Raw genomic sequence first — 20,553 nt, forward strand, 5'->3', positions numbered from 1 at the left:
GATGCGCCGGAGCACCGAGATCCACGTCACACCCCTGTGATCGATCCAATAGGGGGGAGCCGATCCACGGGCTAGCGTCCCGCGCAAGTCGCCGACAACGACGCCGCGCGAACCACCCGCGACGCTTCCCGAAGGAACCGGTCATGACCGCCACCATCGACACCCAGACGACTCCTCCCACCGAGCAGCCGACCACCCACCAGGGCATCCTCGCCTGGGTCACCGAGGTGGCCGAGCTGACGCAGCCCGACGCCATCCACTGGTGCACCGGGTCCGACGAGGAGTGGCAGCAGCTCACCGCCGCCCTCGAGGCGACGGGCACCTTCACCCGGCTCGACCCGGACCTCATGCCCAACTCCTTCCACGCCGCCTCGGACCCGACCGACGTCGCCCGCGTCGAGGACCGCACCTACATCTGTTCGGTGCGCGAGCGTGACGCCGGCCCCACCAACAACTGGATGGACCCGGCCGAGATGAAGGACCTCATGCGCGGGCTCTACGCCGGCTGCATGCGGGGCCGCACGATGTACGTCGTCCCGTTCGTCATGGGTCACCTCGAGGCCGACCACCCGATGTTCGGCATCGAGGTCACCGACTCGGCCTACGTCACGGTGTCGATGCGCGTCATGGCCCGCATGGGCACCGACGTCCTGCGCCGGATCGAGGAGCTCGCCGACGCCGGTGAGGACCCCCAGTGGGTGCCCGCCCTCCACTCGGTCGGCATGCCGCTCGAGCCGGGCCAGGACGACGTGTCGTGGCCGTGCAACGACACCAAGTACATCGTCCAGTTCCCCGAGGAGCGGATGATCTGGAGCTTCGGCTCGGGCTACGGCGGCAACGCCCTGCTCGGCAAGAAGTGCTACGCCCTGCGCATCGCCTCCGTCATGGCGCGCGACGAGGGCTGGCTGGCCGAGCACATGCTGATCCTCAAGCTCACCTCGCCGCAGGGCGTCACCAAGTACGTCGCCGCGGCCTTCCCGAGCGCGTGCGGCAAGACCAACCTCGCGATGCTCAAGCCGACCATCCCGGGCTGGACGGTCGAGGCCATCGGCGACGACATCGCCTGGATGCGCGTCGGCGAGGACGGCCGCCTGTGGGCGGTCAACCCGGAGTTCGGCTTCTTCGGCGTCGCGCCGGGCACCAACGAGGACACCAACCCCTACGCGATGGAGACCATCCGCAAGGGCAACTCGGTCTTCACCAACGTCGCCCTCACCGCCGACGGCGACGTGTGGTGGGAGGGCCTGGAGAACCCGCCGGCCCGGGCCACCAGCTGGAAGGGCGAGCCCTGGACGCCGGAGATCGCCGCCGAGACCGGCGAGCTGTCCAGCCACGCCAACAGCCGCTACTGCACCCCGATCAAGCAGTGCTCGATCCTCGCCGACGAGTACGACGACCCGCGTGGCGTGCCGATCGACGCGATCCTCTTCGGCGGCCGCCGAAAGACGACCATCCCGCTGGTCACCGAGGCCCGCGACTGGAACCACGGCACCTTCATGGGCGCGACGCTCTCCTCGGAGACCACCGCGGCCGCCGTCGGCGCCGTCGGCGTGGTGCGACGCGACCCGATGGCGATGCTGCCGTTCATCGGCTACAACGCCGGCGACTACTTCGGCCACTGGGTCGGCATCGGCAAGGACAACGACGCCGCCAAGCTGCCGAGGATCTTCTACGTCAACTGGTTCCGTCGCGACGACGACGGTGGCTTCCTCTGGCCGGGCTTCGGCGAGAACAGCCGCGTGCTCAAGTGGGTCATCGAGCGCATCGACGGCCAGGCAGCGGCCGTCGAGACGCCCATCGGCCACGTCCCGGCGCCCGGCTCCCTCGACATCGACGGGCTCGACGTGACCGAGGAGCAGCTGGCGCAGGCGCTCGCCGTCGACGCCGAGGAGTGGAGGGCCGAGCTCCCGCAGATCGAGGAGTGGTTCGAGAAGTTCGGCGACGACCTCCCGGCCGTGCTGTGGAGCGAGCTCGACACGCTGAAGGCCCGGCTCGAGGCCTGAGCCACCGTCGTACGCCGCCGACCCGCCTCCCGCGCCACCGGGGGGCGGGTCGACGCCGTCCGGGGCGTCGGCGTTGTGCTGGTGTGGCACCATCGCCCCACTGGGTACGGGGTCGAGCGGAGGTCAGTCATGCCCCTGGGGCAGCAGGAGCGCGGGATCTTCGAGGAGCAGGCCACGCCGCTCTACGAGGAGATCGTGACCTCGGGGGGCATCAGCACCACCGACCGTCGCATCGTCGACCGGGGTGAGCTCCAGCAGGCCTTCGAGCTCCTCGTCGAGGTCGGCCTGGTCGTCAGGAGCGACGACGGCACGCAGTGGCGCGCGGTCGATCCCGCCGCGGTGCAGGCGCAGGTCGTCGCCCCGCTGGGGCAGCAGGGTGCCGAGCTCATCGCCGAGTCGGCCCACTGGGCGCAGGCGTTCTCGACCCTGTCGCACGCCTGGCGTCGTTCCCCGAGCGCCGTCGGAGGTCCGTTCGCCGAGATCCGCGGCCTCAGCACCATCGCCAGCTTCCTCGCCTCGCTCGTGGGCGACGCCGAGCTCGAGCTGCTGACGGCGCAGCCGCAGGACCGCCGGGGTGTCAAGCAGCTCGGCGAGGCCGGTGCCCGCGAGATCGCGGCGCTCAAGCGGGGCGTCAAGATGCGCACCCTCTACCAGCACGCCGCCCGACGAGGTGCCGACACCCGCAAGTACGTCGCCGCGGTGACCGCCGCCGGCGCCGAGGTCCGCACCCTCGACGAGTTCTTCAACCGCCTCATCGTGGTGGACCGCCGGATCGCGATCATCCCCAGCCACGAGGGGCTCAGCGCGGCGATGGTCATCAGCGACCTGTCGATGGTCGGCTACCTCGTCGACATGTTCGAGCGCCACTGGGAGCGGGCACGCCCCTTCACCAGCAGCGAGACCTCTCTCATGCGTGACATCGCCGCCGAGCAGCGCGCGATGACGATCCGGATGCTGCTCGAGGGCCGTGCCGACCCGGCGGGCGCCAAGCGCCTCGGCGTCAGCCCGCGGACGTACGCCGGCTACGTCGCCGACCTCAAGAACGAGTTCGAGGTCGAGACGAGGTTCCAGCTCGGCTACGAGATGGGCAAGCGGGGCATCTCCGGCCGGGAGACGGACGAGCCGACACCCTGACGGGTTCTCGGGAAAAGACAAGGGCAGCAGCTCGGGGAGCTGCTGCCCTTGCTGCCGGGACGGGCCTGTGGGGGAGGCCGTCGGACCAGAACTCGTGGGGGGTTGAGGGGTCCGTGTCCCAGCTCTTCACTGCGTGCACATCATGGCACGTGTGGCTCAGAAGTTTGCCTTGACCTTGCCGCCCCACGTGGTGTCGGTGGCGGCGCTGGCGGGGCCTGCGCTCACTCCGACGAAACCGAGTCCGAGCGCGGCCACGAGAGCGGCTGCGGCGATACGGCGAACTGGGGTCATTGCTTTCACCTCGAAGTCACGTTGTCACAGGGGATGACGTGGTCCATCTTCACCCATGGCCCATCGTGGCGTCCCACCCCTGTCGCTGCAGGTCTGTGCAATGCAGGATCCTGCAAACGACGCGGGCAGCGCGGCGTCGGCCCCCTTCGGAGGAAGGGGGCCGACCACTGCGGAGGCGGAGGGATTTGAACCCTCGATGGGGTTGTAGCCCCAAACCCGCTTAGCAGGCGGGCGCCATAGACCGGACTAGGCGACGCCTCCATGCCCGACCGCGGCCGGGCGCACAGAAGGTTACAAGGCTCGGCGCGCCTGCGCCGAATCAGGTCACCACTTGCGCAGGCCGTGTCCGCGCTGGAGGTGGTCCTGGACGTCGCGGACGAACGCCTCGCGGTCCGTCGCGAGCATCTCGACCGGGATCGTGGTCGTCCGCCCGTCACGCAGGCGGAGCACGACGACGGGCGAGCCGGCGACGGTCGTGGTCACGGCGTCCTCGACGTCCTTCCACCGGCCCGACGCGGCGCCGACACCGCGCACCCACTGGATGCGGTAGCCCTCCGGGGTCAGCCGCGCGACCCAGCCCTTCTGCCGCCACGCCCACCAGGTGGCGACCAGCAGAGCGATCGTCAGCGTCACCGGCACCAGCAGGAAGAGGGTGTGCAGGTCGAGCACCGCGATGGCCAGCGTGCCGAGCAGGATGAGCACCGCGACCGTGCACAGGACCACACCGAGCAGTCGCGCCGCGACGGCGGGAGCGAGGCGGTGGACAGTGGCGGTGTCGGTCACGCCGCCGATTTCACCACGTGTGCCGGCACCGCCCCGCGCGCGGGTCGCGGCGGGCGCCGTTCGGTAGAGTCCCGCGGTGTGCGGGCGCCCTCGGCGCGGCACGAGGAGGGGTGCCGGAGCGGCCGATCGGAACCGCCTTGAAAGCGGTCGTAGGGAGACCTACCGCGGGTTCGAATCCCGCCCCCTCTGCCACGGCGAAGCGGAGCGAGGCGCGGGCTGGGGGGGCGTCGGCCCGCGCTCCGCCGCTCCCGCAGTCGGCCGCGGCTAGGCTCCGTCCGGTGACGACCTGGTTCGAGTCCGCCGACGACGCGGCCGAGCGCCTGCGCGCGGCCGGCTACCTCACCGACGACGCGACCGCCCTGACGACGTACCTCGCGGGAGCGCTGGAGAAGCCGTTGCTCGTCGAGGGCCCGGCGGGCGTGGGCAAGACCGAGCTGGCCAAGGCCGTCGCCCGGGCGACGGGCGCCGAGCTGGTGCGGCTGCAGTGCTACGAGGGCCTCGACGAGGCGCGGGCCCTCTACGAGTGGAACTACAAGAAGCAGCTGCTCCGGATCCAGGCCAGCGGCGGCCGCGACGCCGGTCCGGACTCGTGGAGCGAGACCCAAGACGACATCTTCACCGAGGAGTTCCTCCTCACCCGGCCGTTGCTCACCGCGATCCGGCGCGACGAGCCGACCGTGCTGCTCGTCGACGAGGTCGACAAGACCGACGTGGAGGTGGAGGGGCTCCTGCTCGAGGTGCTCAGCGACTTCCAGGTGACGATCCCCGAGCTGGGCACGGTCGCGGCGACCCGGCGTCCCTTCGTGGTCCTCACGTCCAACGCCAGCCGCGAGCTGTCCGAGGCGGTGAAGCGACGGTGCCTCTTCCTGCGCCTGGGCTACCCCGACGCCGAGCGCGAGCGGGAGATCGTCACCAGCCAGGTGCCCGGGCTCGACGACCGGGTCGCCGCCCAGCTCGTCGACGTCGTCGTACGCCTGCGCGAGCTCGAGCTCAAGAAGGCGCCGTCCATCGCGGAGTCCGTCGACTGGGCCCGCACGTTGATCGCGCTGCAGATCGGCGACCTCGACGAGGCGACGGTCGCCCGGACGCTCGGTGTGGTCCTCAAGCACGCCTCGGACCAGCGACGGGCCGTCACCGAGCTCAAGCTGGCCGTGAGGTGACCCTGCTCGACACCCACATCGGCTTCGTGGAGGCGCTGCGCTCCGCGGGCCTGGCGGTGTCGCTGGCCGAGGGGCTCGACGCCATCAGCGCCTTGGAGAAGGTGCGCTGGGACGACCGCGAGACCGTCCGGGCCGCGTACGCCGCCACGCTGGTGAAGCGGCAGCCGCAGCGCGTCACGTTCGACGCGGTCTTCGACATCTACTACCCGCGCCTGGTCGGCGACGGGGTGCGCGCCGACGACACGACCGACGAGGAAGCGGAGGGGGACTCCGCCCCGGCCGGTGGCCCCCGCGACACGGGTGCGGACCTCGAGCGCTTCCGCGAGGCGCTGGCCGACGCGCTGGCGGCGGGCGACCAGCAGGCCCTGCAGGACCTCGCGGCGGAGGCGGTGGGGCGGTTCGGCGCCATGCCCGGTCGCGGGCCGGGCCTGTCCAGCTGGTCGGCGTACACGTCGTTGCAGCGCGTCTCGCCCTCCGAGCTGCTGGACCGGCTGGTCCAGGGCCTGCTGGCCGAGGGGCTCGACGGTGAGCGGGCGCAGCGCACCGCCGGCCGGCGCATCGGCGACTTCACCCGCCTGGTCGAGGGTGACGCCCGCCGGCGCATCGCCGAGGAGAAGGGACCGCGGCACGTCGCGGACGTGACGGTGCGGCCCACCATCGACCGGCTCGACTTCACCGCCGCCCGCCGCTCCGACCTCGAGGAGATGCGCCGCGAGATCTACCCCCTCGCCCGGCGGCTGGCCGCGCGGCTGACCAAGGAGCAGCACGCGCGGCGGCGCGGTCCGCTGGACGTACGCCGCACGGTGCGGGCGTCGGTCGCCACCGGCGGCGTGCCGCTGACGACGCACCACCGTCCGCGCCGGCCGCACCGCACCGACCTGGTGGTGCTGTGCGACGTGAGCGGCTCGGTGGCCAGCTTCGCGCAGTTCACGCTGATGCTGGTGTTCGCGCTGCGCGAGGCCTTCGGCGGCGTGCGGGCGTTCACCTTCGTCGACGACGTCGTCGAGGTCACCGACGCCTTCCGCCCGGGTGCCGACGTGGTCGACGTGATGGACTCGCTCGCCGCGAGCATCTCGCACGCCGCCCTCTTCGGGCGGACCAGCTATGGCCGGGCGCTCACGCGCTTCGCCGAGGCCCACCCCGACGCGATCGGTCCGCGGTCCTCGCTGCTGGTCCTGGGCGACGCGCGCTCCAACTACAGCGACCTGGCGCTGCCGGTGCTGGCGGACCTCGCCGGCCGGGCCCGTCATGCGTGGTGGCTCAACCCCGAGCACCCGCGGCACTGGGGCACCGGGGACAGCGCGGCGGACCGGTACGGCGAGGTGGTGCCCATGGTGGAGTGCCGCAACCTCGCCCAGCTGGGCGAGTTCGTGCACGAGATCGTCTAGCCGGCGAGGTAGCCGAGGTCCTGCATCCGGGTGATCTCCGCGCGCACCTCGGGGTGCCCGGCGCTGTCGGCGGCCTTGGCGCCCGCGACGTAGATGTCGGTGCCGTCGGCCTCGCTGCCGTCGAAGACCACGGTGAGCCGGTTGGTCGTCGCCGCGTTGATCAGCGAGCCGAGCAGCGCGACCGGGTCGGAGCGGTCCTCCAGCGACAGGACGCGGGTGCCCTCCGGGATCCGCGGCACCTGCGCCGACGGTGAGCCCGCCGTCACGACCTGATCGACGACGAAGCGCGGCGACGCCGCGGTGGCGGCGATCTCGGCGGCCACGGTCCCGCCGGCCGCGGAGCCGACGAGCATCACGCGGGCGTCATCGTCGGTGACCGCCTTCTCGATCGCGCGGACCACCTGCGTGGCGGTCGTCGTCGGGTCGGCGCCGACGAGCCGGAGCCGTCCGGACTCCACGCCGAGCGTGCCGGGCAGGTAGGCGATGTAGCGGCCGGTGCCGACGCGCTGGACGCTGATCCGCCGGTCCTCAGCGAGCAGGTTGGCCATCAGCTCCTCGAGCGAGCGCGGCGCCGCGGCGGCGCTGGTGCCGACCTCGGGGTCGGGCTGCTCGATCTCGACGAAGGAGCCGGCGGAGTCGCGGAACGCCGAGATCGCGTCGGTCGGGAACGGCTCGACGCCGATCGCCCGCAGGCCGCCGCGCGCGGCGGCCACGCCCTGGTCGGAGGCCAGCACGCCGGCGGTGAGCAGCGAGCGCAGGTGGAGGCCGTCGAGCAGCCCGCCGCCACCCGACAGGTGGTCCATGAGGTCGGGGTTGTTGTCGGCGAGCTCGCTGAGGTAGGCGGTGACGCCGTCGCGGTCGAGCGTGTCGGTCTCGATGAGGCCGGCGCTCACGATCGCGCCGCCGAGGGCGACCTCCGGCGCGAGGTAGCCGATGGCACGGCCCGCGATGGAGCCGAGCGTCTTGTAGGCCGCCTCCTGGAGCTCGTCGATCCAGCGGTAGGTCAGCACCGTGGCGCGTACGACGAGCGCGTCGGCGTCGAGCTCGACCGACCGGGTCAGCAGCCCGTGCTTGCCCGTCGTCGCGGCCCGGATGTCCTCCTCGGCCTGCGCCCAGGTGGCCTTCGACAGCTCGCCGGAGTCGACGACGTCGTCGTCGGAGAGGATCACGCCGCCGAGGCGGGCGCGGGTGCGCATCTCGCCGCCGGTGGCGTCGAAGAGGTCGGCGAGCGCCAGCATCTGGTCGTACTTGTCGGCGGCGGCGACGGCGGCCGACGACTCGGGGGCGCCGGCCTCGTGGGTGCGGGGGATGTCGAGGTCGCCCATCAGGAGACCGCCTCTCGGAGGGCGACCTGCGCCAGGACCGGGGCCAGCTCGGTGGGCAGGTCGTCGGGGTCGACGCGGGCGACGGCGACCCGGGCGCCGTCGTCGTGGCGCGGCGTGAGCGAGTGCCAGCCGTCGCGGAGCAGCACCCACGACACCACGCCGACCGCGGTGGTGGCGCGCTCGGAGACCTCGGCGGCCAGGATGCGGAGGCGTCCGCGTCCCTCCGTGTGCACGGCGGAGACGGCGGCGGCCGCCTCGGCGTCGCCGAGCTCGTCACCGTCGGCGAGGACGGCGCCGTCGGCCTGGCCGATGAGGACCGGGACGAGGTCGGAGCGACCGGAGCGCAGGGCCTCGCCGATCGTGTCGGCGAGGGCGTAGGGCACGTCGAGGTGGGCCGGGACGTGGGACTCCGAGAGCGGCATGTCCTCGGGGACCTCGGTGACGCGGGACAGCTCGCTGGTCCACTGGTCGACGGGGAACCAGGCCAGCTCGAAGACGATGCCGTCGCAGGTCGACAGGCTCGCCACGGCCCCGCCGTCCTGGCGGTGCCACGCCTTGACCTGGGTGGTGCCGGCGGCGACGTCGATGTCGAGCGCGAGCCGCGGTGTCGCGAGGAGGCCCACGGCCCCGACGATGCCGGGGTCGGCGCCGTGGTCGCCCACCAGCCCGCGGCGGCGCAGCGAGTCCTCGGGGTCGTGGAGGGTGCCGAGTGCGTCGGTGTAGGCGGAGTCCTCGGCGGATCCCCGGCTCTGGCCGAGGCGTCCGGACAGCGAGCCCGCACCCGGGGCGGCGCCGCGCGGGTCCTGCACGTCGAAGGGGAGGGGTGCGCCACCGGCGAGGTCGGCGACCAGCCGTAGCTCCGGCAGGGTCAGCGCGATCCGGCGGGCCATCCCCTCGAGGAAGGTCGTGGGCACCGGGGGCGGGGTGGTCAGGTCGATGGTCACCATGTCAGAGCCCCGGGAGGTCGACGGTGAGCCAGTCGCGGTGACCGGCCGGCGGGGGGTCGAAGGCGAGCAGGGCGGCCTCGGCGCCGTCGGGCTCGGCCGCGGCGCCGCCGTCGGCGGGAGCCGCCTCGCTGGCGCGGGTGCGGGCGTCCTCGACGAGCGTGCGGGCCTTGTGGGTCCGGACCTCGATCGCCTCCTTGAGCGTGTCGACCTCGACGAGGTGCTTGGCCAGCGAGTCGGCGGCGGTCTCGTGCTGGGCGGCCGCCGTGCGGAGGTGGTCGGCACGGTCCTTGATCCGCTCGCGCATCGCCTCGGCCGCCTTGCCGTGCCACGGCACCGCCTCGGCCTGGGAGACCAGGCGAGCGGCCAGCGCGCGGATGTCACCACCCTGCTCGCGCAGCTGGGCGACGCGCTTGCGGCCCGCGGCGGTGTCGCCGTACATCGATCACACCCCTTCGTCCGAGGACGCCTACCCGCTGCCCGCACGGTCCAAACGTCGTCCCGCGCCGGATTGTCCACCACCGGGGCACGCTCGGTACACCCCGGCCGATGCCGCGGACCGGTCGCCGCGGACCGCTTGTGGGCCGCGTCCGCGGGCACGAGCGACGTCAACCGCAAGGGTGTTCGGCCGATAGGATCAGCAGGCCGACCCGCGGCGAGCCGGCTCCGGCTCGCCCAGCCGACCTGCACGAGGTGCAATGACCTTCGACGTCCACCAGCTCGACGAGTTCGTGCTGGTCGGCGCGGTCGTGACCCTGGCGGCGATCCTCGCCGTACGCGTCTCGGCGGGCGTCGGCCTGCCGTCGCTGCTGATCTACCTGCTGATCGGCGTGGTGCTCGGCGAGGGCGGGCCGTTCGGGATCCCGTTCGAAGACGCGCAGCTCGCCCACGCGCTCGGCTTCGGCGCGCTCGCGATCATCCTCGCCGAGGGTGGTCTCACCACCGACTGGCGCCAGATGCGGTCGAGCGTGCGGCTGGGGTTGTCGCTGGCGACCGTCGGCGTCGCGGTGTCCGTCGCGGTGGTCGCGGTCGGCACCCACTACCTCCTGGGGCTGCCGTGGGAGCTCGCCATCCTGCTCGGCGCGATCTGCTCGCCCACCGACGCCGCGGCCGTGTTCTCGGTGCTGCGGGCCCTGCCGCTGCCCAAGCGCCTGACCGGCGCCCTCGAGGCCGAGTCGGGGCTCAACGACGCCCCGACCGTCGTGCTCGTCGGCATCATCTCCACCGGCGCGGCGGCGGACTCAGGGGTGCTCGAGACCGCGGGCATCATCGTCTTCGAGCTGATCGCCGGCGGCCTCGTCGGCGTGGTGTGCGGCGTCGCCGGGGCGTGGATCATGCGGCGGGTCGCGCTGCCGTCCTCGGGCCTCTACCCGCTCGCGGTCCTGTGCCTGGCGTTCACGGCGTACGGCGCCGCGGCCGCGCTGCACGCCTCCGGGTTCGCCGCCATCTACGTCGCGGCGCTCATCCTCGGCAACAGCGAGCTGCCGCACCGGATGACGACGCGGTCGTTCGCCGAGGGCATCGCGTGGCTGGCCCAGATCGGGCTGTTCGTCATGCTCGGCCTGCTGCTCTCGCCGGGGCGCATCGACGTCGACACGGTCGTCCACGCGCTGGTGACCGGCCTCGTCCTGACCGTCGTCGCCCGGCCGCTCTCGGTGCTGGTGAGCAGCGTCGTGCAGCCGATGGCCGCGCGCGACCTCGCCTTCATCTCGTGGGCCGGGCTGCGCGGCGCCGTGCCGATCGTGCTCGCCACCATCCCGCTCTCCGAGGGCGTCGACGGTGCCGACGACCTGTTCGACATCGTCTTCGTGATGGTGGTCGTCTACACCCTGCTCACCGGCCCGACCCTGCCCTGGGTCGCGCGGCGGCTGGGGGTGGCGCACCGGCTCCAGCCCCGCGGGCTCGACGTCGAGGCGGCTCCGCTCGACCGGGTCGCGGCGGACCTGCTGCAGGTCACGATCGCCGCCACCTCGAAGATGCACGGCGTCGAGGTCGGTGAGCTGCGGCTGCCCAAGGGCGCCTCGGTGTCGCTGGTCATCCGGTCCGGGGAGGTGCTGGTGCCCGAGCGTCGTACGGTCCTGCGCGCGGGCGACGACCTGCTCGTGGTCACCCCGCGCAAGCTGCGCGAGGTCACCGAGGGCCGGCTGCGGCAGGTGTCGCAGAACGGTCGCCTCGCGCAGTGGCTGGGCGACCCGACGCGCCGCGACCGCGACCGCGGCTGACGGACCTGACGCCGATCGGCGGTCCTACTCGGAGCCGGTGGCCCGGCAGTACGTCGCGTCCTGAGCGGCGACGACCGACTCGACCTGCTTCTTGCGCAGGGCCGTGAACTTTTCGCCCAGCACGACCACCACGCCGGGACCGAGGGCGTCGCCGCCCACGATCCGGGCGCCCTTGAACTGCTTGCGGACCAGGGCGACCGCCGGGTTGGTCGGGTCGGCGGCCCAGATCTGGGTGCTCGCCGCCGGCTGGGGCGAGTCCCCGACGTCGCCGGCGACGAACCCGCGCTCGGTCAGCTGGGCGCTCGTCGAGCTGGCCAGGCCGCTGCGCCCGCTGCCGTTGAAGACGCTGACCACGACCTGGTCGCGGCGCACCTCGCTGCCGGCGGTGACCTCCGTGTCCTCGCAGATGGCCACCGGCTCGTCCTGGGGGAACGGCTCGGTGAACGCCGCCCAGCCCCACACCGCGGCCATGAGGACGAGGACCGCGAGCACGGCCAGGGTCAGGGCCGACTTCAGGGCGCCGGTCATGGGGTCCTCACTGGTCGGCCGCCTGGTGGACGCGGGCATGCAGGACGCTGCGGTGCTGGAGGGCCGCGCGCAGCGCGCGGTGCAGGCCGTCCTCGAGGTAGAGGTCGCCGCGCCACTGCACGACGTGCGCGAACAGGTCGCCGTAGAACGTCGAGTCCTCGTCGAGCAGCGTGTCGAGGTGGAGCGTGTCCTTGGTGGTCACGAGCTCGTCGAGCCGGACCTGGCGCGGGGGCAGGTCGGCCCAGGCGCGCGAGCTCAGCCCGTGGTCGGGGTAGGGCCGGCCGAGGCCCACCCGCTTGAAGATCACGCCGGTGATCATAACGACGCCCTCGTCGGCGCCCACCGCGCTGACTAGGCTCCGGGCATGACCGAGACTCCCGCCGCCGAGCCGACGCCGCCCCCGGCCGCACCCGCCGAGGACGCACCGGCGCCGAGCGACCCGATCGCGGAGGCCGTGGCGGCGGGCTACAGCTTCGAGGGCGCGGCCCTCGAGCTGGGCGGGCTGATGCTCGACGTGGACCGCCTCGCCGACGTGCACGTGCGGATCCCGCTCGCGATGCTCAACCGGCACGGCCTCGTGGCCGGCGCGACCGGCACCGGCAAGACCAAGACCCTCCAGCTGCTGGCCGAGCAGCTCAGCGCCAACGGCGTACCCGTCTTCGCCGCCGACATCAAGGGCGACCTCTCCGGTCTCGGCGTGCCCGGCGAGGCGAGCGACAAGCTCACGGCGCGCACCGCGAGCGTCGGCCAGGAGTGGACGGCGACCGGCTTCCCGACCGAGCTCTACGCGATCGGCGGGGAGGGCGTCGGCGTACCCGTGCGGGTCACGATGAGCGCCTTCGGGCCGACCCTGCTGGCCAAGGTGCTGGGCCTCAACGAGACCCAGGAGTCGTCCCTCGGCCTGGTGTTCTACTACTGCGACAAGCAGGGGCTGCCGCTGCTCGACCTGGCGGACCTGCGCGCGGTGCTGCAGTACCTCACCGGTGACGCCGCCGGGAAGGCCGAGCTCAAGACGATCGGCGGCCTGTCGCCGCAGACCGCCGGCGTGATCCTGCGCGAGCTGGTGGCGTTCGAGGCGCAGGGTGCGGACGTCTTCTTCGGCGAGCCGGAGCTCGAGACCAAGGAGTTCCTCCGCACCACCGACGACGGGCGTGGCGTGATCAGCCTGCTCGAGCTGCCGAACCTGCAGGACCGGCCGGCGCTGTTCTCCACCTTCCTCATGTGGCTGCTGGCCGACCTGTTCCACGACCTGCCGGAGGAGGGCGACCTCGACAAGCCCAAGCTGGTCTTCTTCTTCGACGAGGCGCACCTGCTCTTCAACGACGCCTCCGACGCCTTCCTCGACCAGATCGCCCAGACCGTGCGGCTGATCCGGTCGAAGGGGGTCGGCGTCTTCTTCGTGACCCAGTCGCCCACCGACGTGCCCGACGAGGTGCTGGCCCAGCTCGGCTCGCGCATCCAGCACCAGCTCCGCGCGCACACGCCCAACGACGCGAAGGCGCTCAAGGCGACCGTCAACACCTACCCGAACAGCGACTACGAGGACCTCGGCGAGGTCATCACGTCGCTCGGCATCGGCGAGGCCGTCGTGACCGTGATGAACGAGCGCGGCGCGCCGACCCCCGTGGCGTGGACCCGCCTGCGCGCCCCGGAGTCCCTGATGGACCCGGCGCCGACGGCCCAGATGGAGGCGGCGGTGGCGGCGTCGCCGCTGACCGCGAAGTACGCCGAGGCGATCGACCGCGAGTCCGCCCGCGAGCTGCTCGCCAAGAAGCTCGAGGAGGGCGCGCGCAAGGCCGCCGAGGACGCCCGGGTCAAGGAGATGGCCCGTGAGCAGAAGAACGAGCGCGTCACGAAGAAGTCGACGGCGAAGGCGGCCAAGGAGGACGACGGCCTGGTCATGGACGTCGTGAAGTCGCGGGCCTTCAAGGACTTCATGAGCACCGCCGCCCGGGAGATCGCGCGCGGGATGTTCAAGAGCGGGCGGCGGTAGGTGCTGCTCCCGGGGTCTGGAGTCCCCGGATATCCGGTGACCGCCGTGCTTGCAGGTGGAGATCTCCACCTGTAGGTACGGAACTCGGGTGCAAGGCCCCGGCTCGTGCGGGCGTACGACGACCCTCCCGCAGCCGAGCGTCATCCGGACCGGGACGCATGGGTGCGGGTTGGTGTGACGTACCCGCGCCCTGGGAGCTGCCGACGTCTGGAGTCCCCGGATATCCGGTGACCGCCGTGCTGACAGGTAGAGATCTCCACCTGTAGGTACGGAACCCGGGTGCACAGCCCGCCTCGAGCGACCTACGACGACCCCTGCAGCCGAGCGTCAGACGAACCGGGACGCATGGGCGCGGCTTCGTCTGACGCAGCGGGGGAGCGGAGGAAGAGACGAACCCCCGGATCACATCGTCGCGTCGAGCCAGGCCAGCTGGGCGGTCTGGGTCCCCCCGTCGCGGGTGACCACGCGCGCCCGGCCCTCGGGGGCGGGCTGGGGGCGCAGGTTGCCGATGAGGATGCCCTCGTCGCGCGGGCCGGAGAGCATCACGCCGGGCATGGCGAGGTCGCGCAGCGACTGGATCACCGGCTCGTAGAGGGCGCGGGACGCACCACCGGTGCGTCGCGCCACCACCACGTGGAGGCCGACGTCGCGGGCCTGCGCCATCAGCGGCTGGAGCGAGGAGACGGGCGAGGACTGCTGGGTGGCGACGAGGTCGTAGTCGTCGACCACCACGAAGACCTCGGCGCCGGTCCACCACGACCGGTTGCGCAGCTGGTCCGGGGTGACGTCCGGCCCGGGGATGCGGCCCTCGAGGTAGCTCGCGATGTCCTTGAGCGTCGGCGTCGCCTGGGTGGCGGACGTCAGGTAGTTGAGCAGGTACTCGTCGGGGACCTCGCCGAGCAGCGAGCGCCGGTAGTCGACGAGGACGATCTGCGCCTCCTTGGGCGTGCGGGTCCGCATGATCTCGTGGACGTACGTCCGCAGCAGGGCGCTCTTGCCCGACTGGCCGTCGCCGAAGATGAGCATGTGCGGCTCGGCGTCGACGTCGAGACCGATGGGGGCGAGCTCCTTCTCGTTGATCCCGAGCAGGACGTGCCGCTCGGGCACCTGGCGCCGCACGGCGTCCTCGCGGATCGCCTCGAGCGTGACCATCTCCGGCAGCAGTCGCAGCTTGGGTCCCTCGGGGCCCTTCCAGGCGGCGGCCATCTTGTCGATGAGGTCGTCGACGCCGTCGCCGAGCGTGTCGGCGCTGCCGTCTCCGTCGATGCGGGGGAGCGCGCCGAGGAAGTGCAGCTTGGAGGGCACGAGGCCGCGGCCGGGGCGGCCGACGGGCACGAGCGCGGCGACCTTGCGGTCGACCTCCGAGTCGAGCGGGTCGCCGAGGCGCAGCTCGAGCTTGGAGCCGAAGACGTCGCGCATCGCGGCGCGGTAGTCGGCCCACCGCGTCGACGCGGTGACGATGTGGAGTCCGAACGTCAGGCCGCGCGCAGCCAGCTGCTGGATCTCCATCTCGAGGTCGTCGAACTCGGCGCGCAGCGTGCTCCAGCCGTCGATGACGAGGAAGACGTCGCCCCACCCGTCGTCGGCGCGGCCCTGAGCGCGGCGCGAGCGGTAGGTCTCGATGGAGTCGATGCCGTTCTGGCGGAAGTAGGCCTCGCGCCGGTCGACGATGCCCTCGACCTCCGCCATCACGCGGCGTACGACGTCGGGCTCGGAGCGCGTCGCGACGCCGGAGACGTGCGGCAGCCGGGTCAGCGGGGCGAACGTGCCGCCGCCGAAGTCGAGCACGAAGAACTGCGACTCCCGCGGCGTCGTCACCAGCGCCATGCTCGTCACGATGCTGCGCAGCAGGGTGCTCTTGCCCGAGCGGGGACCGCCGACGACGGCAACGTGGCCGGCGGCTCCGGTGAGGTTGAGCGTCATCGTGTCGCGACGCTGCTCGCGCGGGCGGTCGACCGTGCCGAGCGGGATGACCAGGCCCGGCACGTTGCGCCACTGCTGGGAGGTGAGGCCCAGCTCGGGGTGCTCGGCCAGGTCGGGCATGAGCTCGTCGAGGGTGTCGGGGACGTCGAGCGGCGGCAGCCACACCTGGTGCGCCTCGGGCCCCTTGCCGATCATCCGGGTGACGGCGACGTCGAGGAGCGAGGGCTGCTCGCCCTGCTGCTGCGGCTGCGGCGCCGGCATGTCGGCCCGCTCCTCGGCGGTCGGCGCGAGCGCCTGCACCTCGGAGATCGTGAAGGGCAGGATGCCGCGGATGGCTCCGCCCTCGTCGCGGGTGACGCGGGTGCGGCTCGACGGCGGCCCCGAGACGTACGCCGCCTTGAACCGCAGCAGCGTGGACTGGTCGGGCTTGAGGTAGCCCAGGCCCGGGACGGCGGGGAGCTCGTAGGCGTCCGGGACGCCGAGGACCGCGCGCGACTCACCGGCCGAGAAGGTGCGGAGCCCCACCCGGTAGGACAGGTGGGACTCCAGGCCGCGCAGGCGGCCCTCCTCGAGGCGCTGCGAGGCGAGCAGCAGGTGCAGGCCGAGCGAGCGGCCGAGCCGGCCGATAGCGACGAACAGGTCGATGAACTCCGGCTTGGCCGACAGCATCTCGGAGAACTCGTCGACCACGATGAACAGAGAGGGCATCGGCTCCAGCGGCTCGCCGTTGGCGCGGGCCTTCTCGTAGTCGCGCACCGACGCGTAGTTGCCGGCGTCGCGCAGCAGCTCCTGGCGACGCGTCATCTCGCCCGAGAGCGCGTCCTGCATGCGGTCGACGAGGGTGAGCTCGTTGGCCAGGTTGGTGATGACGGCCGAGACGTGCGGCATGTCGGCCATGCCGGCGAACGTCGCGCCGCCCTTGAAGTCCACCAGGACCAGGTTGAGCTGCTCGGAGGAGTGCGTCATGACCAGGCCGAGGACGAGGGTGCGGAGGAACTCCGACTTGCCCGACCCGGTCGCGCCGATCACCAGGCCGTGCGGGCCCATGCCCTGCTGGGCGGACTCCTTGATGTCGAGGTGGATCAGTCCACCGGAGTCGCCGATGCCGATCGGCACCCGCAGCCGGTCGCGCGCCGGGCGCGGGCGCCACGCGGTCGCGGGGTCGTAGGTGAAGATGTCGCCGAGCCCGAGCAGGTCCATGTGGTCGGGCGTGGTCGAGGTGATGTCGACGGCGCCGCCCGCCGAGGCGGACTCGGCGCTGGCGGTCTTGAGCGGGGCGATGCGCCGGGCGAAGGCCTCCGCGGTGGCGATGTCGCACTGGTCGGCGAGGGCCTTGACCGGCTCGCCGCGCAGCCGCAGCGCGCTCACCGGGCGCTTGCCGAGCTCGTCGGGGCCGCCGGCGAACTCCAGCCGCAGCCGGGTGGAGTCCTCGAGCTCGTCCCACCGCGCCGGCAGGTCGAGCAGCGTCACGCCGTGGAGGCCGTCGGGCGGGACGATGTGGTTGCCGGGCGGCAGGTGGCCCCCGTCGATCACCAGCAGGATGTGGGGCGTCGCCGCCCGCTCGTCGGCGCCGAAGCGCGGGCGGTCGCTGAGGTCGGGCGGCAGCAGGTTGCCCAGGTCGTCGAGCGAGGTCGAGACCAGCCGCATCGGCCCCACCGCGTCCGCCTCGCGGCTGCTCTGGGCGTGGGGCAGCCACTTGATCCAGTCCCAGTGCGTGAGGTTCTGCTCCGAGCTCAGCACCGCGACGACGAGCTGGTCGGGGTTCTGGAACGCCGTGGCCGAGCAGATCATCGCCCGGGCGGTCGAGCGGACCTCCTCGGCGTCGCCGCACAGCTCGATGCGGTCGAAGGCGCGCAGGTCGATGGAGGCGGGCAGGTTGGGCTGGAGCCGGTGCACGACGAGCAGCCGGTGCAGGGCCGACGCCGCGGCCGGGTCGACCTGGTCGACGGGCGCGCTCTCGGGCGGCACCAGCTCGAGCGACAGCGGCTGCGAGCACAGGCCGTAGCGCACGTGGAGGAAGTTGTCGTCGGAGCCGGTGTGCTCCCACAGCCGGGTGCGGTCCTCGGCCAGCGAGGGGAGCGCGGCCGGCTCGGGGTGGTGCCAGTTGAGGGCACGGCGCTGCTGGTCGGCCGCCTCACGCGCCACCTTGCGGATGTTGGAGAGGTAGCGGAGGTACTCGGTGCGCGAGCCCGTGACCTGCTGTGCGCGCTGCTTCCGCTGCCGGTCGATCTGCACCACGATGAAGCCGAGCGTGGCGAAGAGGAACATGCCGGCGGCGAGGAAGCTGCGGCCGCGGTTGGAGCCGCTGCCCATGGTCGCCACGAGGACGATGGAGCCCAGGCTGCCGAGCATCGGGATGGCGTTCATCAGCACGCCGCTGGCGCCCTCGCCCTCCTGCAGCTCCGGCGGAGGCTGCAGGACGATCTGGCCGCCCGGCATCTCCGGCTCGTCGAGCCGCTGGCCGCCACGCAGTGTCGTGCTCACGCATCCCCCGTTGCCTCACCTGATGGAGTCGCGATGATGATAGGTGCGCGCACCACCGCCCGCGACCGGCAGCACGTCGCGCTGTCCGCAGGTCGGGGCGGGACCCGGGGCGGGCGGGTCGACGATGGCCTACCCTGCACCGGGAAGCGCCCGCTGCCGCGAAGGGGGATCCGTTGTCGGAGGTCGCGATGCCCGGCTCCGCCGAGGCGACCATCGCCGTGAGCGTCCACGGCCCCGCCGGGGTGCTCGACCTCGTCGTCCCGGCCGGCGCGACCTCGGTGGACGTCGCCCGGGAGTACGCCAAGCAGGCCGGGCTCGCGGGCGCCGGCGGCGGGATCCCGCTGCTGCAGACGTCGCTCGGCCAGCGGCTCAACGCCGCGCAGCCGCTCAGCGAGGCGGGCATCCAGGCCGGTGACGTGCTGGTGGCGACCACGGGCGTGCACCGCCCGCGCAAGGTGACCCTGCTCGAGGCCGCCAAGAACGCCCCGGAGAGCCCGGCGCTCGCCTCGATGATCGCCACGATCGCCGCCCTCGCCGCCGTCCTCTCCTCCTGGTACGCCGCCCGCGCGACGGACGAGACCGTCCGCACGACGGCCGTCGGGGTGCTGCTGGCCTGTGCGCTCGTCGGTGTGCTGCCGGTCGGGCGCCACGCCCGTCAGCGCGCCGCCGCCGCTCCGGCCTTCGCCGCGGCTGCGGCGTTCGCCGCGCTCTACGAGCCCGGCGTGCACCTGCTCCCCGCGATCCTGGGGGCGGCCGGCATCGCCGCCGCCGTGGTCGCCGGCATCGGTCGCGCCCTGTCGGTCGGCAGCGACGAGACCAGCACCGTGTGGATCGCGTCCGGGCTGACCGTGTTCGTCTGCTGCGCCGTCCCGGCGCTGCTGGGCTGGGACGCCCGGGTCGCCTGGACGCTGCTGGTCTTCCTCTCCATGATGGCGGCGCGGTTCGCCCCGTCGCTCGCGATCGACGTGCCCGACGAGGCGCTGCTCGACCTCGACCGGCTCGCGGTCACCGCCTGGTCGGCGCGCGACAGCACCCGCCGGGGACGACGCGGTCGGATCGTCGTGGCCGCCGACGCGATGGAGCGGCTGGTGCACCGGGCCTCGCGGATCGTGACCGGCGCCGCGGCAGCGATTCTGGTGACGGTGGTGGTCGCCAGCCCCCTGCTGCTCCACGCCGCCTCCATCGACCTCGACCGCATCGGCGCGCGCTGCCTGGTGTTCTTCGCCGGCTGCTCGCTGCTGCTGGCCGCCCGGTCCTACCGCCACGCCGCCGCCCGGGCGCTGCTGCGGATGGCCGGCCTCGGCGCGCTGACCGCCCTCGCCGTGCACCTCGTCGCCGGCGCCGGCGCCGGGCACGTCGACACCTTCTTCTACGTCGCTGTCGGCCTCGGTGCGATCGCCCTCGCGGCGGCCGTCGCCACCGGCCGCGGGTGGCGCTCGGTGTGGTGGTCGCGCCGGGCGGAGGTGGCCGAGTCCCTGTGCGGCAGCCTCGCGTTCGCCTCGGCCGTCGTGGCGGCCGGCGTGTTCCGCCGCCTGTGGGAAATGACTTCCTAGGTTTAGCCCCGATTTCGTCGGGTAGATGCACGTCAGCGCGGGGGGTCGGGACGTCTCCCCGGGCACCGGATCACCACCAGTGGATCACCAACACAACACTCGGTTCGGTTCGACCGCCGAGGGAGAAGGAAACTTCCATGAGCGACATGTACGGCCAGACAGAGAAGGCCCTCTCCAAGGGCGCTGACTTCGTCGACCAGGCCCGCGGTGACGTCAAGAACAAGTGCGGCGTCCTCTCCGGCAACATCCAGACGATGATGGGCGGATGGGGCGGCCAGGGTGCCACCGCGTTCAACAACCTCATGATCGCCTGGGACCAGAAGCAGGAGACGATCCTCAAGGCCCTCGACCAGCTCTCGGCGTCGATGAAGGAGACCGAGCGCGACAACGTCTCGACCGACGAGAACCAGTCCGCCACCCACGCCAACCTCCAGGGCCGTCTCGGCTGACGCCGACACCCTTCTGAGATCTAGGAGATCGACATGACTTTCGACGGAATCAAGGTCCAGCACGGCTCCCTCGACGCCGGTGCGGCCGACGTGATGAAGGCGGCCAAGGACATCGAGGCCCGCCTCGACCAGCTCGAGAACGAGCTCAACCCCCTCAAGTCGGACTGGAACGGTAACGCCAAGATGGCCTACGACCAGGCCAAGGCCAAGTGGGACCAGGCCATGACCGAGATGACCCTCCTGCTCCAGCAGGCCAGCCAGGGTGTCGACGCGTCCAACGCCGAGTACAAGGCCGCCGACGCGCGGGGTGCCAACCGCTTCTGAGCGCAGCCCACCGGCCGAGGCCGGTCGTCCCTCCGGGGATGGCCGGCCT

17 protein-coding genes and 2 tRNA genes are annotated in these 20,553 nt (G+C 72.6%); 10 read left to right on the forward strand and 9 right to left on the reverse strand.

The genetic code is table 11. The features are described from left to right. Positions 1–143: 143 nt before the first annotated feature. Together HN031_RS08395 and HN031_RS08400 are read left to right on the forward strand one after the other, a co-directional pair. Entirely contained in the window at positions 144–2,003 is a 1,860-nt protein-coding gene (locus HN031_RS08395) for a phosphoenolpyruvate carboxykinase (GTP) (RefSeq protein WP_172268816.1), read from the forward strand. A 129-nt stretch (positions 2,004–2,132) separates the two neighbouring features. After that, positions 2,133–3,137 carry a TrmB family transcriptional regulator gene (locus tag HN031_RS08400; RefSeq protein WP_172268819.1) on the forward strand — a complete coding sequence of 335 codons (1,005 nt, stop codon included), beginning with the start codon at positions 2,133–2,135 and terminating at the stop codon, positions 3,135–3,137. 156 nt (positions 3,138–3,293) lie between these two features. Here the strand turns inward: HN031_RS08400 and HN031_RS21970 are convergent, their stop codons facing one another. The 3 genes from HN031_RS21970 to HN031_RS08410 form a co-directional block, all read right to left on the reverse strand. Continuing rightward, on the reverse strand, positions 3,294–3,428 hold the full coding sequence (locus HN031_RS21970; protein ID WP_301539407.1) for a hypothetical protein: 135 nt from the start codon (positions 3,426–3,428) through the stop codon (positions 3,294–3,296). A gap of 170 nt (positions 3,429–3,598) precedes the next feature. Then, positions 3,599–3,689: transfer RNA gene (locus HN031_RS08405), tRNA-Ser, on the reverse strand. Between the two features lie 63 nt (positions 3,690–3,752). Next, positions 3,753–4,211, reverse strand: a complete 459-nt coding sequence (locus HN031_RS08410) for a hypothetical protein (RefSeq protein ID WP_172268822.1) — start codon at positions 4,209–4,211, stop codon at positions 3,753–3,755. Positions 4,212–4,315: 104 nt separating this feature from the next. On the opposite strand from HN031_RS08410, the gene HN031_RS08415 reads away from it, so the two are divergent. The 3 genes from HN031_RS08415 (at position 4,316) to HN031_RS08425 (ending at position 6,759) form a co-directional block, all read left to right on the forward strand. Then, a tRNA-Ser gene (locus tag HN031_RS08415) sits at positions 4,316–4,403 on the forward strand. An 86-nt stretch (positions 4,404–4,489) separates the two neighbouring features. Continuing rightward, complete coding sequence (locus tag HN031_RS08420; protein ID WP_172268825.1) at positions 4,490–5,371, forward strand: MoxR family ATPase; 882 nt, start codon at positions 4,490–4,492, stop codon at positions 5,369–5,371. Next, positions 5,368–6,759 (forward strand): VWA domain-containing protein, encoded by a 1,392-nt coding sequence (locus HN031_RS08425; protein WP_172268828.1) that lies wholly within the window; start codon positions 5,368–5,370, stop codon positions 6,757–6,759. Before HN031_RS08420 ends, HN031_RS08425 begins: the two co-directional genes overlap by 4 nt. Here HN031_RS08425 and HN031_RS08430 read toward each other — a convergent pair. The 3 genes from HN031_RS08430 to HN031_RS08440 are packed head-to-tail and all read right to left on the reverse strand — an operon-like array spanning position 6,756 to position 9,470. Continuing rightward, positions 6,756–8,084 (reverse strand): hypothetical protein, encoded by a 1,329-nt coding sequence (locus HN031_RS08430; RefSeq protein ID WP_172268831.1) that lies wholly within the window; start codon positions 8,082–8,084, stop codon positions 6,756–6,758. The two genes, HN031_RS08425 and HN031_RS08430, sit on opposite strands and share 4 nt — an antisense overlap. Further along, a complete protein-coding gene (locus HN031_RS08435) occupies positions 8,084–9,031 on the reverse strand; it encodes a hypothetical protein (RefSeq protein ID WP_172268834.1) in 948 nt (315 codons plus the stop codon). The genes HN031_RS08430 and HN031_RS08435 overlap by 1 nt, the downstream gene beginning before the upstream one ends. A 1-nt stretch (position 9,032) precedes the next feature. Next, on the reverse strand, positions 9,033–9,470 hold the full coding sequence (locus HN031_RS08440) for a hypothetical protein (protein WP_172268837.1): 438 nt from the start codon (positions 9,468–9,470) through the stop codon (positions 9,033–9,035). Positions 9,471–9,726: 256 nt separating this feature from the next. Between HN031_RS08440 and HN031_RS08445 the strand changes: the two genes are divergently transcribed. Then, positions 9,727–11,250 (forward strand): potassium/proton antiporter, encoded by a 1,524-nt coding sequence (locus HN031_RS08445; RefSeq protein WP_172268840.1) that lies wholly within the window; start codon positions 9,727–9,729, stop codon positions 11,248–11,250. A 24-nt stretch (positions 11,251–11,274) separates the two neighbouring features. Here HN031_RS08445 and HN031_RS08450 read toward each other — a convergent pair whose 3' ends face one another. Continuing rightward, entirely contained in the window at positions 11,275–11,778 is a 504-nt protein-coding gene (locus HN031_RS08450) for a LytR C-terminal domain-containing protein (protein ID WP_172268843.1), read from the reverse strand. Between the two features lie 7 nt (positions 11,779–11,785). After that, a complete protein-coding gene (locus HN031_RS08455) occupies positions 11,786–12,085 on the reverse strand; it encodes a type II toxin-antitoxin system VapB family antitoxin (RefSeq protein ID WP_172268846.1) in 300 nt (99 codons plus the stop codon). Between the two features lie 57 nt (positions 12,086–12,142). On the opposite strand from HN031_RS08455, the gene HN031_RS08460 reads away from it, so the two are divergent. Further along, positions 12,143–13,771 carry a helicase HerA-like domain-containing protein gene (locus HN031_RS08460; RefSeq protein WP_172268849.1) on the forward strand — a complete coding sequence of 543 codons (1,629 nt, stop codon included), beginning with the start codon at positions 12,143–12,145 and terminating at the stop codon, positions 13,769–13,771. A gap of 402 nt (positions 13,772–14,173) precedes the next feature. On the opposite strand, the gene eccCa is transcribed toward HN031_RS08460, so the two are convergent. Continuing rightward, positions 14,174–18,178 carry a type VII secretion protein EccCa gene (gene eccCa / locus HN031_RS08465; protein WP_367650701.1) on the reverse strand — a complete coding sequence of 1,335 codons (4,005 nt, stop codon included), beginning with the start codon at positions 18,176–18,178 and terminating at the stop codon, positions 14,174–14,176. A 173-nt stretch (positions 18,179–18,351) separates the two neighbouring features. Between eccCa and HN031_RS08470 the strand changes: the two genes are divergently transcribed. From HN031_RS08470 to HN031_RS08480, 3 genes are all read left to right on the forward strand, one after another. Then, positions 18,352–19,731, forward strand: coding sequence for a hypothetical protein (locus HN031_RS08470; RefSeq protein WP_172268852.1), 1,380 nt, complete (start codon positions 18,352–18,354; stop codon positions 19,729–19,731). A 137-nt stretch (positions 19,732–19,868) separates the two neighbouring features. Continuing rightward, complete coding sequence (locus HN031_RS08475; protein WP_172268855.1) at positions 19,869–20,180, forward strand: WXG100 family type VII secretion target; 312 nt, start codon at positions 19,869–19,871, stop codon at positions 20,178–20,180. Positions 20,181–20,213: 33 nt separating this feature from the next. Then, entirely contained in the window at positions 20,214–20,504 is a 291-nt protein-coding gene (locus tag HN031_RS08480) for a WXG100 family type VII secretion target (protein WP_172257656.1), read from the forward strand. The last annotated feature ends 49 nt before the right edge of the window (positions 20,505–20,553 follow it).

The organism is Nocardioides sp. zg-1308 (assembly GCF_013155375.1).
Classification (GTDB): Bacteria; Actinomycetota; Actinomycetes; order Propionibacteriales; family Nocardioidaceae; genus Nocardioides; species Nocardioides renjunii.